This is a genomic window from Pyrobaculum organotrophum (genome assembly GCF_055384425.1).
Genome location: NZ_AP042430.1, coordinates 1,832,031 through 1,845,813, shown reverse-complemented (window position 1 = coordinate 1,845,813; position 13,783 = coordinate 1,832,031). Strand labels below are relative to the sequence as shown.

The 13,783-nt window shown below is 60.5% G+C and carries 8 protein-coding genes and 2 rRNA genes; 5 read left to right on the top strand and 5 right to left on the bottom strand.

What is annotated here, in order from left to right; all coding sequences use genetic code 11:
* Positions 1-18: 18 nt before the first annotated feature.
* Together ACZ49R_RS11215 and ACZ49R_RS11210 are read right to left on the bottom strand one after the other, a co-directional pair.
* Complete coding sequence (locus ACZ49R_RS11215; protein ID WP_464734135.1) at positions 19-912, bottom strand: VIT1/CCC1 transporter family protein; 894 nt, start codon at positions 910-912, stop codon at positions 19-21.
* Between the two features lie 23 nt (positions 913-935).
* A complete protein-coding gene (locus ACZ49R_RS11210) occupies positions 936-1,340 on the bottom strand; it encodes a winged helix-turn-helix domain-containing protein (RefSeq protein WP_011763485.1) in 405 nt (134 codons plus the stop codon).
* Positions 1,341-1,584: 244 nt separating this feature from the next.
* Here ACZ49R_RS11210 and ACZ49R_RS11205 point away from each other — a divergent pair.
* The 5 genes from ACZ49R_RS11205 (at position 1,585) to ACZ49R_RS11185 (ending at position 11,219) form a co-directional block, all read left to right on the top strand.
* Positions 1,585-3,084, top strand: a 16S ribosomal RNA gene (locus ACZ49R_RS11205).
* A gap of 48 nt (positions 3,085-3,132) precedes the next feature.
* A 23S ribosomal RNA gene (locus ACZ49R_RS11200) occupies positions 3,133-7,380 on the top strand.
* Together the 16S and 23S rRNA genes form the textbook arrangement of a ribosomal RNA operon.
* A gap of 169 nt (positions 7,381-7,549) precedes the next feature.
* Positions 7,550-9,424 carry a hypothetical protein gene (locus ACZ49R_RS11195; protein WP_464733160.1) on the top strand — a complete coding sequence of 625 codons (1,875 nt, stop codon included), beginning with the start codon at positions 7,550-7,552 and terminating at the stop codon, positions 9,422-9,424.
* Positions 9,397-10,317 (top strand): hypothetical protein, encoded by a 921-nt coding sequence (locus tag ACZ49R_RS11190; protein ID WP_464733159.1) that lies wholly within the window; start codon positions 9,397-9,399, stop codon positions 10,315-10,317. Before ACZ49R_RS11195 ends, ACZ49R_RS11190 begins: the two co-directional genes overlap by 28 nt.
* A 473-nt stretch (positions 10,318-10,790) precedes the next feature.
* On the top strand, positions 10,791-11,219 hold the full coding sequence (locus tag ACZ49R_RS11185; protein ID WP_464733158.1) for a hypothetical protein: 429 nt from the start codon (positions 10,791-10,793) through the stop codon (positions 11,217-11,219).
* 12 nt (positions 11,220-11,231) lie between these two features.
* Here the strand turns inward: ACZ49R_RS11185 and ACZ49R_RS11180 are convergent, their stop codons facing one another.
* The 3 genes from ACZ49R_RS11180 to aroE all read right to left on the bottom strand — a co-directional run bounded on the left by ACZ49R_RS11180 (position 11,232) and on the right by aroE (position 13,776).
* Positions 11,232-11,690 carry a hypothetical protein gene (locus tag ACZ49R_RS11180; RefSeq protein ID WP_464733157.1) on the bottom strand — a complete coding sequence of 153 codons (459 nt, stop codon included), beginning with the start codon at positions 11,688-11,690 and terminating at the stop codon, positions 11,232-11,234.
* Positions 11,691-11,902: 212 nt separating this feature from the next.
* Positions 11,903-12,997: a chorismate synthase gene (gene aroC / locus ACZ49R_RS11175; RefSeq protein WP_464733156.1), complete on the bottom strand. Its 1,095-nt coding sequence runs from the start codon at positions 12,995-12,997 to the stop codon at positions 11,903-11,905.
* On the bottom strand, positions 12,994-13,776 hold the full coding sequence (gene aroE, locus ACZ49R_RS11170; protein WP_464733155.1) for a shikimate dehydrogenase: 783 nt from the start codon (positions 13,774-13,776) through the stop codon (positions 12,994-12,996). Before aroE ends, aroC begins: the two co-directional genes overlap by 4 nt.
* Between the last annotated feature and the right edge of the window lie 7 nt (positions 13,777-13,783).

Here is a 13,783-nt window from a genome sequence, read left to right as displayed (position 1 = left end):
AATTGGGCAGAGACCGGGCTAAATAACTCTAACGCCGAAGAGACGCCCCAGCCACTCGCCCAACATATAGGTCAGGGCGGCGGTCCCCAGCAAAAGACCCACCGTCTGCAGAAACTCGTACTTGAAATCTCTCCCCGTGTATACAGACCCCTGAAAGGTCAACATGAAGCTCAGCAGAACCCCCACGGCGATAGAGGCGGCGAAGGCGAGGTAGACGTCGTGGGTAAGGAAGTAGGGAAGCGACATGAGAGACACAGCCGCAATGTAGCCCACGCCAGTGACCAAGGCCGCCACCGCGGGGGATTTTCCAACCTCGTGGCGCGTCTGGAGGTAGGAGGCAGACGCCATGGAGATGGCGGCCCCGATCCCCACGATGAGGCCGATGACCCCCGCCACAACGGTGCTGTTGGTGGTGCCAAGAGTCCCCGCGTGGGCCCCAGTGATCTCGATCACCGCGTCCGCCAGACCCAACACCAGAGACCCCATATACTTCACGATAGTCTCGTCGATCTGCCCCACAAGCGCCATCTCGTGCTCCTCCTCATCCTTAATAATGCGGCGGAGGGCCTCCAGATCCTCCCCCCGGAGCACCCCCAGGAGGGACTTGTACCGCGCCACCGCCTCCACCTCCCCACGCTCCAGAAGCTTAGCCACGAAGGTAACCCCAAAGATAAACCGCAGGAGAACCATAAACAAGGCGTAGAGCCGCGTCCGCCACACAGGCGGCCTCACGCCGGCGATACGGCTCCAGAACCTGAAGTGGTCCAGCTCAGCCGCCGCCAAAGCCTCCAGAACCCCCCTCCGCCTTGCGTTTCTCTCCACCCGCGCCAAGGCGCTGTATACTACATATTCTTTATACTCATCCAGCGCCGCCTCCCGCGCGATTCTGTACAAACTAGAATCTACTTCCATCAAGAAACAAGTTGGAATGTAATTTATAAACCTTGGCTCTTCTTCCAGTGGTAGAGATTCCTCGCGATAGAGAGGAGAGAGAGGCCCACCTCTCTTCTATCCTCCTGTAGCGAAAGCACTGCCTCCATAAACGGCGTATTTCCATCGACCCCCCGAGACCTAAGATACGCCCAGAGATCTCTAAAGAAATCAGTCATCTTAAGTGAGTTGAGATAGGCGTCAAGAGTATCTCTCAAAACGGCAATCCGCTTCCTTCCCTGGACCACAGTGAAAATAACACCATCTCGCTCTAATACATAGAGATGCCACTGCGCGGCCCCATAGGAGATGCCCAAAGCCTTAGCGATCTGGTAGACAGACGCGCTGCCCCGCTCCTTTAGAAACTCCACGATACGTCTCCTAATCTCAGAAGGCTCCACAAGAGACATAAAAGCCACCTATAAAACCTTAAACTGAAGAGAGAGGGGAGAAAAACTTTTAAACATCCATGTTCAAGAGAAGACGCGCCCTTATGATATGAAGCCGGGCAAAAGCCCGGCAGACTAATCCTCATGTTCCCCGGACGTCCCCCCCTGGAAACCCCAGGCCGGGGCGCCGGGGAGAAAACCCCCACGCCGCCGCCAAGGAGAAGCCCGGACAAACCCACCCCCCGGGCGGCCTTGCGGCCGTCCGAAACCGGTTGATCCTGCCGGACCCGACCGCTATCGGGGTAGGGCTAAGCCATGCGAGTCGCGCGCCCGGGGGCGCCCGGGAGCGGCGCACGGCTCAGTAACACGTGCCTAACCTACCCTCGGGAGGGGGATACCCCCGGGAAACTGGGGTCAATCCCCCATAGGGGAGGGGTGCTGGAAGGCCCCCTCCCCCAAAGGGATGGCGGCCGATCCGCCGCCATCCGCCCGAGGATGGGGGCACGGCCCATCAGGTAGTTGGCGGGTTAAAGGCCCGCCAAGCCGAAGACGGGTAGGGGCGGTGAGAGCCGTGAGCCCCGAGATCGGCACTGAGACAAGGGCCGAGGCCCTACGGGGCGCAGCAGGCGCGAATACTCCGCAATGCGGGCAACCGCGACGGGGCTACCCCGAGTGCCGGGCGAAGAGCCCGGCTTTTGCCCGGTCTAAAACGCCGGGCGAATAAGCGGGGGGCAAGTCTGGTGTCAGCCGCCGCGGTAATACCAGCTCCGCGAGTGGTCGGGGTGTTTATTGGGCTTAAAGCGCCCGTAGCCGGCCCGGCAAGTCGCTCCTGAAATCCCCGGGCTCAACCCGGGGGCGGGGGGCGATACTGCCGGGCTAGGGGGCGGGAGAGGCCGCCGGTACTCCGGGGGTAGGGGCGAAATCCGTTAATCCCCGGAGGACCACCAGTGGCGAAAGCGGGCGGCCAGAACGCGCCCGACGGTGAGGGGCGAAAGCCGGGGGAGCAAAGGGGATTAGATACCCCTGTAGTCCCGGCCGTAAACGATGCGGGCTAGCTGTCGGCCGGGCTTAGGGCCCGGCCGGTGGCGAAGGGAAACCGTTAAGCCCGCCGCCTGGGGAGTACGGCCGCAAGGCTGAAACTTAAAGGAATTGGCGGGGGGGCACCACAAGGGGTGAAGCTTGCGGCTTAATTGGAGTCAACGCCGGAAACCTCACCCGGGGCGACAGCAGGATGAAGGCCAGGCTAACGACCTTGCCGGACGAGCTGAGAGGAGGTGCATGGCCGTCGTCAGCTCGTGCCGTGAGGTGTCCGGTTAAGTCCGGCAACGAGCGAGACCCCCACCCCTAGTTGCTACCCCGTCCTACGGGGCGGGGGGCACACTAGGGGGACTGCCGGCGTAAGCCGGAGGAAGGAGGGGGCCACGGCAGGTCAGTATGCCCCGAAACCCCGGGGCTGCACGCGAGCTGCAATGGCGGGGACAGCGGGATCCGACCCCGAAAGGGGGAGGCAATCCCGTAAACCCCGCCCCAGTAGGGATCGAGGGCTGCAACTCGCCCTCGTGAACGTGGAATCCCTAGTAACCGCGTGTCACCAACGCGCGGTGAATACGTCCCTGCCCCTTGCACACACCGCCCGTCGCACCACCCGAGGGAGCCCCCTGCGAGGCCCCTCGCCGACGAGGTGGGGGGACGAGCAGGGGGCTCCCAAGGGGGGTGAAGTCGTAACAAGGTAGCCGTAGGGGAACCTGCGGCTGGATCACCTCCACCCGGGGGTGGGTAGTCCAAAGGGCTTCTCCTTGGCCCCGCAATCCGCCGCTCCGCACGGCAAAGCCGCCCGGTGGATGGCTCGGCTCGGGCGCCGAAGAAGGGCGTGGCAAGCTGCGATAAGCCCGGGGGAGCCGCAGGCAGGCTTAGAACCCGGGATCCCCGAATGGGGCTTCCTGCCGGGGCCGAATAGGCCCCGGCGCCCCGTAAGGGGCGGGAACGCGGGGAACGGAAACATCTTAGTACCCGCAGGAAGAGAAGCCAAAAGGGATCCCCTGAGTAGGGGCGACCGAAAGGGGGAGAGCCCAAACCAAATCCCCACGGGAAAACCGTGGGGAGATGTGGGGCTTGGGCCTGGGCAACCGCCGGCGGGCGGTAGCCGAAGTGGGCTGGAAAGCCCCGCCGTAGAGGGTGATAGCCCCGTAGGCGAAACCGCCCGTGGCGGAGTCCCAGGATCCCGGAGTACCACGGCTTAGTTTTGCCGTGGGAATGCGCCGGCCACTGGCCGGCAAGGCTAAACACGTCCCGAGTCCGATAGCGCACTAGTACCGTGAGGGAAAGCTGAAAAGAACCCCGGAAGGGGGGTGAAAAGAGCCTGAAACCGGGCGGCTACAGTGGGGCGGGCCCGAAAGGATGCCCCTCCCCGAAGGAAACCCCGGTAACGGGGGAGTACGAGGGGAGGGGTCCAGGGTCCGCCCTTACGTCTAGAAACACGGGCCGGGGAGTTCACGGCCGTGGCGAGCCTAAGGGGTTCAACCCCGGAGGCGTAGGGAAACCGACAGCCCGCAGCGGGGGAAACCCCGCGAGGGGCGGGGTCTGAAAGGGCCCGTAGTCACGGCCGTGAGACCAGAAACCGGGCGATCTAGCCCTGGGCAGGGTGAAGCGGGGCGAAAGCCCCGTGGAGGCCCGAAGGGGTTCTGACGTGCAAATCGTTCCCATGACCTGGGGCTAGGGGCAAAAGACCAATCAAGCCCGGTGATAGCTGGTTCCCCCCGAAGCTGGTCGCAGCCAGGCCTCCCCGGAGGCGGCCGGCGGGGTAGAGCACTGATCGGGGGTGCGGGAGCCGAAAGGCTCCGGCCCCCGGTCAAACTCCGAACCTGCCGGCGCCGTAGAAGGGGGGAGGCGGGGGCGGTGGGGTAAGCCTCCGCTCCGAGACGGGAACAACCGAGACCGGGGTTAAGGCCCCCAAGTGCGGGCTTAGTGTCAATCTCAAAGGGCGTCCCCCGCCCAAGACAGCGGGGCCGTGGGCCTAACAGCAGCCATCGGCTAAGCAACGCGTAACAGCGGACCCGCCGAGGCGGGGGGCCCCGAAGATGTACAGGGACTAAGCCCGCCGCCGAGACCCCGGGCCTCCGGCCGTTGGCCGGAGTGCGGTAGGGGGGCGCGGCCGTGGGGCAGAAGCCGGGCCGTGAGGTCCGGTGGACCCGCGGCCGACGAAGATCCCGGCGGTAGTAGCAGCGAAGAGGGGTGAGAAGCCCCTCCGCCGGAAAGGACCAGGGTTTCCTGGCAACTTCAATAGGCCAGGAGTTAGCCGGTCCTAAGGCGGGGCCTAATAGGCACCCGCCGAAAGGGAAACGGGTTAATATTCCCGTGCCGCGGGGGTAGGTTCTGCGGTAACGCAGGCCCCGTCCCCGACGCCTCGGGATAGGGCGGGCGGGACTGCCGTCCCGCTTAACCGTCGAAGGCCGGGGAGTGCCGTAATGGCGAGAACCGGCCGAAGGCGGGAATAGCCGGGGGTTTCCCCGGTCCGCCCGACTCCTGGGGCCCGTGAAAAGGGGACGGGGAACGAGCCCCCGCGCCCGTACCGAGAACCGACGCAGGTGCTCCTGGGTGAGAAGCCCAAGGCGGCTCGGGTGACCCCGGGCCAGGGAACTCGGCAAATTGGCCCCGTAACTTCGGGAGAAGGGGTGCCTGCGGCCTTAGGGTACACCCCTGGGGCCGCAGGTCGCAGTGACAAGGGGGACCTGACTGTTTAACAAAAACATAGGTCCCCGCGAGCCCGTAAGGGCGGTAAGGGAGCCAAGCTTAAAAATACGGGGGTGGCAATTGTATAGTGGATATATTCCAGTATGTCAAAGCTCTCAGCGCTTTTGATGGCTATGTTGATTACAGAGTCGGCAAAAACTACGAAATCGTAATCGCCGATATGTCTAAGGAATTCCTCGAGGAAATATGCAACGAACTAAGAAAATACGGCGTGAGTTGCGGAGTCTACGCTTCGCGAAGAGACAGAGCCTTTAGGCTTAGAATATACGGCAAGGAGTCTGTCGATAGAATCTTGAACTCCAGCCTTGCCCCCGAGGTACTATTAGCGGCTGCAATAGATGCCGAGGGGAATGTGAAGAAATACAGAAATCAGCCTTTTAGAACCAGAATTGTCGTAAAGAGTGACATGGCTAGACGAATTGAAGATGCGCTCACTGCACTATCGATAAGATACGTTAAGATCACTAGGAAAGGAGGTAGATACACTGAAATCGTCGTATCTGGTAAGGAAGAGAACCAAAAGCTGTATCGGGTAGTTAAAATACGCCACCCCCAAAAATTACAGGTGGTGTGCCATTATCTTGACCTCTAGGCCGAACAAGTTGGCTCCCTTCCGCCCCGGGAGAGGGTGTGTACGGGGGCTGAATCCTGGCCACTGGCGGTACGTGAACCCCGGGTACAACCGGGCGAAGCGCCGCTGAAGGCCGGGGGTAACTCTGACCCTCTTAAGGTAGCCAAATGCCTTGCCGGGTAAGTTCCGGCGTGCATGAATGGATCAACGAGGTCCCCACTGTCCCGGCCCGGGGCCCGGCGAACCCACCTCCAGGTGCACAGTCCTGGGACCCCCGACGGGGCGAGAAGTCCCTGTGGAGCTTCACAGCAGCCTGTCGTTGCGGGGGGGCGGAGGGTGCAGAGCGTAGGTGGGAGCGATGAAACGGGGTCTCCGGGCTCCGTGGATGCGGTCCTGGAACACCACCCACTCTCCGCCCCTCCGCTTACCCGCCGGAAGGCGGGGACAGCGGCAGGCGGGCTGTTCGGCTGGGGCGGCACACCCCTGAAAAGATATCGGGGGTGCCCAAAGCTCGGCTCAGGCGGGTCAGAAATCCGCCGTAGAGTGCAAGGGCAAAAGCCGGGCTGACTGGGCCCTTGAACACAAGGGGCCCAGGCGGGAAACCGTGGCCTAGAGAACGCTCGTGCCCCCACCAGTGGGGGCCGGGCATGACAGAAAAGTTACCCCAGGAATAACCGGCTCGTCGCGGGTGAGAGTCCCCATCGACCCCGCGGTTTGGTACCCAGACGTCGTCTCTTCCCATCCTGGCGGTGCAGCAGCCGCCAAGGGTGGGGCTAGGCGGGTGCAGGAGGGGGTTTTTTATACCCGTTTATTTTTCTCCATGGGCTGTGATTTGGAGTATCTAGCTGGCGTGGTTAAGGGTGATGGGACGCTGTACCACAACAAGAAGGCTAGGGAGTATGTGGTTGAGATCTATGATAGGGATGTGGAGTACGTGGCGATTCTGGTTGATATGTTGAAGAGTTGCGGTTTAAATCCCCATGTGAGGTCGTATGGGAACTATTACAGGGTTAGGGTGAACAGTAGGGAGTTTTACGAATCTGTCAGAGGCGCCATTGAGCGGCTTCTAGTATCTCCGACGGTGCCGTTTGTGCGTGGGTTGTTTGATAGCGACGGCACTCTCTACTTTGACAGGAGGAAGAGGCGTCTCTATCCCGTGGTGGAGTTGGGGAATTCGGATTGGAGAGTTGTAAACGCCGCTGCTGTGGTGCTTTCGTCGTTTGGCGTTAAGTTTAGCGTTAAGAGCTATGGGGGGAGGTTCTTCAAGTTGGTGGTTAGGGGGACGCCGTGTTGTTTGCCAGAGTTGTCAAGCCTCTCCACCCGGTGAAGTTCTCCCCTCTTTCTTCTCTAGCCCCCTCCAGCCCGCCCCCCAAGCCCGCCCATTAAAGGGGAACGTGAGATGGGTTCAGACCGTCGCGAGACAGGTCGGTCTCTACCTGTCGGGGGCGTTGGCCGCCTGAGGGGAAGGTGCCCTCAGTACGAGAGGAACGGGGCGCCGCGGCCTCTAGTGTACCGGTTGTCCGGCAGGGCACTGCCGGGCAGCCACGCCGTGGGGGATAACCGCTGAAAGCATCTAAGCGGGAAGCCCTCCCCGAGACGAGGCGGCCGTCGCCCTGGGGGGCAACCCCTGGGGCGCGAGGGCTCCCGTAGAAGACGGGGTTGATGGGGGGGCGGTGTAACCCCCGAGGGTTCTCCCGAGGGGGGAGCCGGCCCCTCCCAATCGCCCGAGCGTGCGGGGCGGCGGGCGAAAGGGCCTGGCGGCGGCGTGGGGGTTGCCTCTTCTGGCCTTCTTCTTGTCTGCTCCTTCTCGGGTACTGCGCCTTAACTCTAGAGCTTACCTCTTCTGACTTGTTGGGTTTTTGGCTTGTTGTTTGTCAGGTAATGTTTATTGCCGTTTTTTCTGTCTGGTATGCGGGTTTTATTGTTGGTGTTGGCTTTGTTGGGTGTGGTTGTGTTGGGTAATGTGGAGACTAATGGTCTTGTTCTTGTATCTAATGATACTGGTGACTACCGTGGTGTGTATTTCTTGAAGGTTTTTGATCTTCAGCGTTGGTGGGATTTGGGGTATTCGGAGGTTTTGGTGAGGGCTTCTGTGGGGGCTGAGTGGAGGTTTCAGCGGGTTAACGGGTCTGTTCTCGACTTTGCCTTGTTTTGGGAGGACTGTTCTTGGTGTGACTCTGGGGAGCCTCCTCCTGTGAAGAACGTGGGTACGCTGTATGAGGATGAGATTTTGAGGGTTACCTACGTGGGGGGTAGGTGGGTTGTGGAGGTTTTGTGGCACCAGGGGGGCTTTGGCCACAAGGTTTATGTAAATGGGTCTCTCTTCTTTACCCACTACGGGGGGTCGTCTGGGGGTGGGCCGGTGGGGGAGTTTCCGGGCGCCGTGTTGCGGCTTGACTTGAGATCTCTTGGCGACTCGAGGGCTGACTCCTATGCGGTTTTCTTTTCGCCGTATGCGCGTCTGTGTTCTGGCGTATTGGCGCGTCTGGGCTGGGCGGCGGCTGTGGGGCTTGAGGTGGGGGAGGTGAACGCGCTTTTGGAGGGGGTCTCGGTTAGGAGGATCGACCGGGGGGACGGCTTTGTCCGCTTCGTCTTGTCTAACGGGTCTGTGGTGTCTGTGCCGGTGTTTTTCGAGGTGCAGTCTAGCGGGACGGGGCTTTTTGTGGTGGGGAACCCCTCTTGTGTCAACGTGACGTATGTGGCTGTGTTGAGGTTTTCTAAAGGCGGCGTCAGGGGGGAGCTCCGCTTTAACCTCACGGTGCCTCCTCTAGACGCGGTTGTTTTTGCGCCGGCTGTGTTTCGTGGTGGGGAGGAGGTGTCTGAGGTCTCTCTCTTCCTCTACGCCCCGGCTGGCACATATACGCTGGGGAACTTTTCTGTTTCTTTTGACAGGCCGCGTTTCGTGGCTGGGAACCAGTCTGTTTTGTTGCGGCCGCTCCACGCGGTTTTCCTCCCGCCGGAGGTGAGGAGGCTGGTGGACGCGGTGTCTTGGTGCAACTCGGCTTTTTGGAGGGCCTTCGACGAGGTGGCCGACCCCTACGACTACTCTCTGCTGGGGGACGCGGCTCTCGCGGCCATGCCTGTGGGGAAAATCGCTGGCTTTTTTGGCAGGTGGATTGTGAGGGGTGGCAAGTGGCTTGACGACGTCGGCGGCTTGGCCTCCGCCGTTAAGTCCGTGGTATACGCCCTGTCTTCCAGCAAGTGGGCTAGGGCTGCGGGGGCTGTCTCTGGCTACGTCCTTCCTGACCTCTTCATTGCCGAGGACCTCCGGCGGCTTTTGGACCCGGCGGCGGCTGGAGAGGTGTTCTCGGCCTTTGGCGTCGACCTCTCCGAGGCCCCCGACGGCCTGGCCTTGGCGCAGTGGGGCGGGTGGAAGATAATATTCGCGGAGGTGGAGAACACGGCAGCCGCCGCCGTGGGCACGTATCGGGAGAAGTTGACTAATCTGGAGAGGGCCGGCATCCTCGCCGGTGGGTCTTTTACTCCGTATGGCGTGGCTCTTGCCGCGTTTAGAGTGGACGCCTTGCGCGGCGCTACTGCGGGCGGCAACGCCCTTGGCAGCGGGCCTGTGGATAACGAAGTCCTGGCCTACCCACAGGCGAAGAGCGGGCTTGTGGAGTGGGCCCGCCTTCTAGACAAGCGCCACGAGGTAGCCCCTCTGCTGGCTGTGTACGAGGGGGAGGGGCCTGAGTACAGAGTCAAAGCTGTGCTGTTTGAACGCCTTGTAGATTTAAATGACAGAGAGGTGAGCTCGGTATGGGAGAGATGTCTGGGAGGGAGGTGAACTTCTACGTGAGGCATATTGAAATTAGGTATGACGGGTATTTTGAAACTACGGCGGCTACCTGTGGAGGTCATATGTATTTTCCGCTTGCGTGCGGCATAGTGGGGGCTCTGGACGATAGGCGTTTTGTGGCTACCTGCTCGTGGCCTGTTGACCTCTACTTCACCGCCGTCCTCGTGGATAAAGAGACCTTTAGGGGGGTGGAGGTGTGGGACGGGGTGGGGAGGCCCCGCCCCCTGCCTGTGCCTGTGGAGAAGGGGTGGGATGGGCTGAGGAGGAAGACCTATTTCCGCGACTTTACAGAGGTTTTCCGTAGCTACAGACGGGGGGTGGGCCGCCTCTCTCTTGAGGTGGTTAGGGAGGCTGGGGGCTATTTGAAGGTGGGCGGGAGGCCTGCCTGGCATTATGTGCTGGGCGTGCTACCGGATGGGAGGTGGGTTTATCTCGACGAGGAGCTTAGGACCTACGTCGGCGAGTTTAAACCCGCGGTGGAGGACCCCCTCTCCACATACGGCGTTGTGGGGAGGGTGGAGCTGACGCCGGGGTGGTGGGAGATTGAGGATGTGCGGGCGCCTCTGGGGGCGTCGTATCTCATCGCCTGTAGCCGGGATCTCGAGGAGGCCTCCCGGAGGACTTATGAAAAATACGGCGTGGGGTACAACATATCCGACTGCGCCCCCGGGGTTATCTGGCCGATAAGGGTGAGGGATGAGGCCCTCTGGCGGGCGCTTCTGGACTGGCCGCTGGCCGACCCCACGCCGCATGTAATACGTCTTTGGAAGCGGGAGCTGGCGGAGAGCGACTACGCCAGCCTGTGGCCTATCTGCGCCGGCGATGTGGGCGGCACCTTCTATACGGAGACGTTTCGTAAAGTGAGACTGGGCCGTAGCTGAGGCGAATGCGCCGTCGGACTTCGACGCGGTGGGGGCTATGGCCTCTGGAGAGGTGCCTGGGGGCGCCCCGGCTTAGGAGTAGGCGGAGCTGTAAGGTGGGAGGCCGCGGCGAGGTCTGTACGGGCGGGAGCGGCGGCGCCTGTTAGATAGGGCGTCCGAGGCGGCGGAGGGCTACGGCGGCGCTGGCGGCCGCCGATGTGCAGGGGGCCTGTTGGGGTGGGATATGTACGTGAGGGTGGCGTCTGGCGAGGTTCCCGTGGAGGAGCTGGGGAGCTGGTGGGGGGCGCCGTGAGTAGCAGGGCTAGGCTTGTCCCCGGCGGCGTCTGGCCAGCTCCACCTGGGGGATGTTCCTGAGATGGAGGGGCTGGTGTCTGAGCTGAACTCAACCGCGTGGGGTTACGGCCCCTACGCCGGCTGTCTCATCGACGGAGCGCTTCGACACGTACTCCAAGGAGGTCTTCGCCAGCAGGCTGGTGGGGCTGGCCTCAGCCTTCGTCGACGTAAACGAGGTCCTGGGCAACCGGTGGTTCAAGGGCTGGCTTCAGCTCGCCGCCCACAGCGCCTTTGACTACAGGGTTCCCGCGCCTATCTTCAAAGCCGACCAGTATCCCCAGCTGAAGAGAGAGTTGGGAGGCGTCGAGCTTGTTGCCGTTGACACGAGACGTGCAGGTCTAAATGAAAGGGGCGAGTTCGTGTTGGCGCAGCTCAAGTCTCATGAGAAAAACAGGATAAAGTTCTCTGGCGTCTCTGAGGGTAGCGATGTAAAGTCTGTGGCCGTGGGCGGCTACGTGGTGAAGTTCGTAGAATTTTTGGGTAAGGACTATAGCTTGATAGGGGGGATGTGTCCATCTTTGGGGCCTATTCCGCGTTTGGGAGAGCCGTGGCCTATACCGCGCTGGTGAGAGACGCGATGGTCAATATGCGTGAGGGTGGCATGGGCGGTAGGCCTGCGAGGTTTTATAGGGTGTATCTAGAATTTTCTCAACTACTTTGACTACCCCCTCTGTTGCGAGGTTTTTTGCACCTCCGAAGGGCTTGCCTGACGATGTGTAGCAGTAGCTACACCGTAGGTTACACTGTGGCGTTGTGAGAAGCCACAGAGCTTTCGGTTTTGTATAATCTATGATCTCTCGTGGCTCTAATGGCTCAATTATGTTTTCCAATTCTGAAAGAGTTTTGTTTACTACGCCGACGTCTTCTCCTACAACTCTTGAGATTTCCTCAGGCGTAAATCCCATTTCGGCCAACTTTATAATTCTCGCCTCCTCTAGCCTTGTCTCAATCAGCGACTGAGAGTATGGATGGTATACAAATGAAATACCCTCCCTAAGTATGTCTGGCATTACCAACCTCTGTATGTAGAAAGAAGGCACGTGAACCGTATATCTGAAGGAGGAAAAAAGTTTGGAGTTCATCTTAGAACATACATACCTTATGTTCTACCACCCCCACAAAGAAGTCCGCAACAGACCATCAGTTTTATTACATCGACTCTATACGTAGTGTTTACTACCCGCATGTAGTGAAAAAAAGAGTTTATAAGCTTTTCCCTTGTTTCTTCTCGGTTTCGTATTGTGTCACTAGTTTAGCTTAGGGGCTTGTCTCTTCTTATGAGCCCTGCCCTGAGTAGGTGGTCGGCGAGTGCTACCGCCGTGATGGCCTCTAGCGCTACGAGGGCTTTGGGGACTATGGACACGTCGTATCTCCCCTTGAACTCTATCGTCGTCGGCTCCATCTTGGCTAGATCTACCGTCTGCTGCGGCTTTCTGACGGAGGGGGTGGGCTTGAACCAGACTCTGAAGTATATGGGGGTTCCCACAGTTATTCCGCCGAGGACGCCGCCGATTTTGTTTGTGGCGAGGGTTGGTCTGCCGTTGGCGACTGTTATCGGGTCGTTGGCCTCGCTTCCCCACATCTTTGCCAGTGCTCTGCCCATACCCCAGTCGAGCGCTATGGCGCCTGGTATGGAGAAGGCGGCGGCGGCTATGTCGGCTTTTATCTTGCCGAAGTGGGGCTCCCCCAGGCCGGGCGGCACCCCCACGGCCCAGACCTCCACCCCGCCACCTATGCTGTCTCCTCTTGCCGCCGCCTCTTGGATTTTTTCCAACATCTTGTCTAGGGCTTGTTGGTCTACCACGGGGAGGGGCCTTTCCCAGCTTTTTTTGACGTCTTCGTAGGTGTAGCTGGCGTTTATCTCGACGCCGCCTAGCTCGACTATGTGGCCGGCTACCTCGGCGCCGGCTAGGGCGAGTATCTTCTTGGCCACTGCCCCCGCCGCCACCACCGCCGCAGTTGTTCTACCGGAGGCTCTGCCTCCTCCCCTGTGGTCGTAGTGTCTGCCGTATTTGAGGTAGTAGGCGAAGTCGGCGTGGCCTGGCCTAGGCTTCATCCAGAGCTCCTCGTAGTAGCTGGAGATGACGCGTCTGTTCCATATCACGACGGCTATGGGGGTGCCCTGGGTGTAGCCCTCCTTCACGCCGGATAGTATCTCCACCTCCTCCGGTTCGCACCTCGGGTTGAGGACTGGTATGTGACAGAACATCCTCCTCTCTAGCTCCCTCTTGATGTCTTCCTCCGTCAGCTCCAGCCCAGCCGGCACGCCGTCTATCACCACGCCTATGGCCTTGCCGTGGGATTCGCCGAAGGTGGTTATCCGGAACTCTCTTCCAAAGGTGTTCATATTCCTAGGAACTCGAGGACGGCCCTCTTCATAACTGTTCTGTCCGGCTCTACTCCGAGCCAGATCTTCTCGGCTTGAGCCCCCTGCTCCACCAACAGATCTACCCCGTCTATCACCTTTATCCCGAGCCTCTGGGCCTCCTCCACCATCTTTGTCCTGGGGGTTGGTATGTAGGCGAAGTCCACGTAGAGAGAAGCGCCGCTGAGGTCTGCCACCACGGCGTCGTAGACGGGAGTCGCGTTTATGACCACGTCCGCCTTGACGGGGCTCCTCACGGCTTTTACCTCCCTCTTGAACTTCTCGGCGAACTCCCTGGCGAGGGCTTCGGCCCTCTCGTAAGTCCTGTTGGTGATGTAGACGGCCCTAGCCTCGGCCTTTATCGCGGCGAAGAGGGCGGCTCTCGCGGCGCCTCCAGCGCCCACTATCAACACGTCTGCTCCCTTCATGTGAGAGCCTGCCAGCTGGTAGAGGGCCGAGGCGTCTGTATTGTAGCCGACTAGGAGGTCCCTCTCTACCAACACCGTGTTCACAGCGCCTATGGCTCTGGCGTCTGCCGCAACGCTGTCGAGATACTTCACCACCTCCTCCTTGTGGGGGATAGTGACGTTGAAACCTCTTAGGTTTAGCCTGGCGAGTTGCAGAAAGCAGGGTAGCTCCTCTCTAGGCACGTCGAGGGCTATATACACTGCGTTGATCCCTAGGGTTTTGAAAGAGGCGTTGTGCATGGCGGGGCTCGCCGACTTCCCCCTCACGTGTGTGCCTATTACTGCAAAGTACATACTAGGG

Coding starts and splice junctions, on each gene's coding strand:
- ACZ49R_RS11210 (WP_011763485.1), bottom strand. CDS start 1,340: ATGTCTCTTGTGGAGCCTTCTGAGATTAGGAGACGTATCGTGGAGTTT.
- ACZ49R_RS11190 (WP_464733159.1), top strand. CDS start 9,397: ATGGGAGAGATGTCTGGGAGGGAGGTGAACTTCTACGTGAGGCATATT.
- ACZ49R_RS11195 (WP_464733160.1), top strand. CDS start 7,550: ATGCGGGTTTTATTGTTGGTGTTGGCTTTGTTGGGTGTGGTTGTGTTG.
- aroE (WP_464733155.1), bottom strand. CDS start 13,776: ATGTACTTTGCAGTAATAGGCACACACGTGAGGGGGAAGTCGGCGAGC.
- aroC (WP_464733156.1), bottom strand. CDS start 12,997: ATGAACACCTTTGGAAGAGAGTTCCGGATAACCACCTTCGGCGAATCC.
- ACZ49R_RS11215 (WP_464734135.1), bottom strand. CDS start 912: ATGGAAGTAGATTCTAGTTTGTACAGAATCGCGCGGGAGGCGGCGCTG.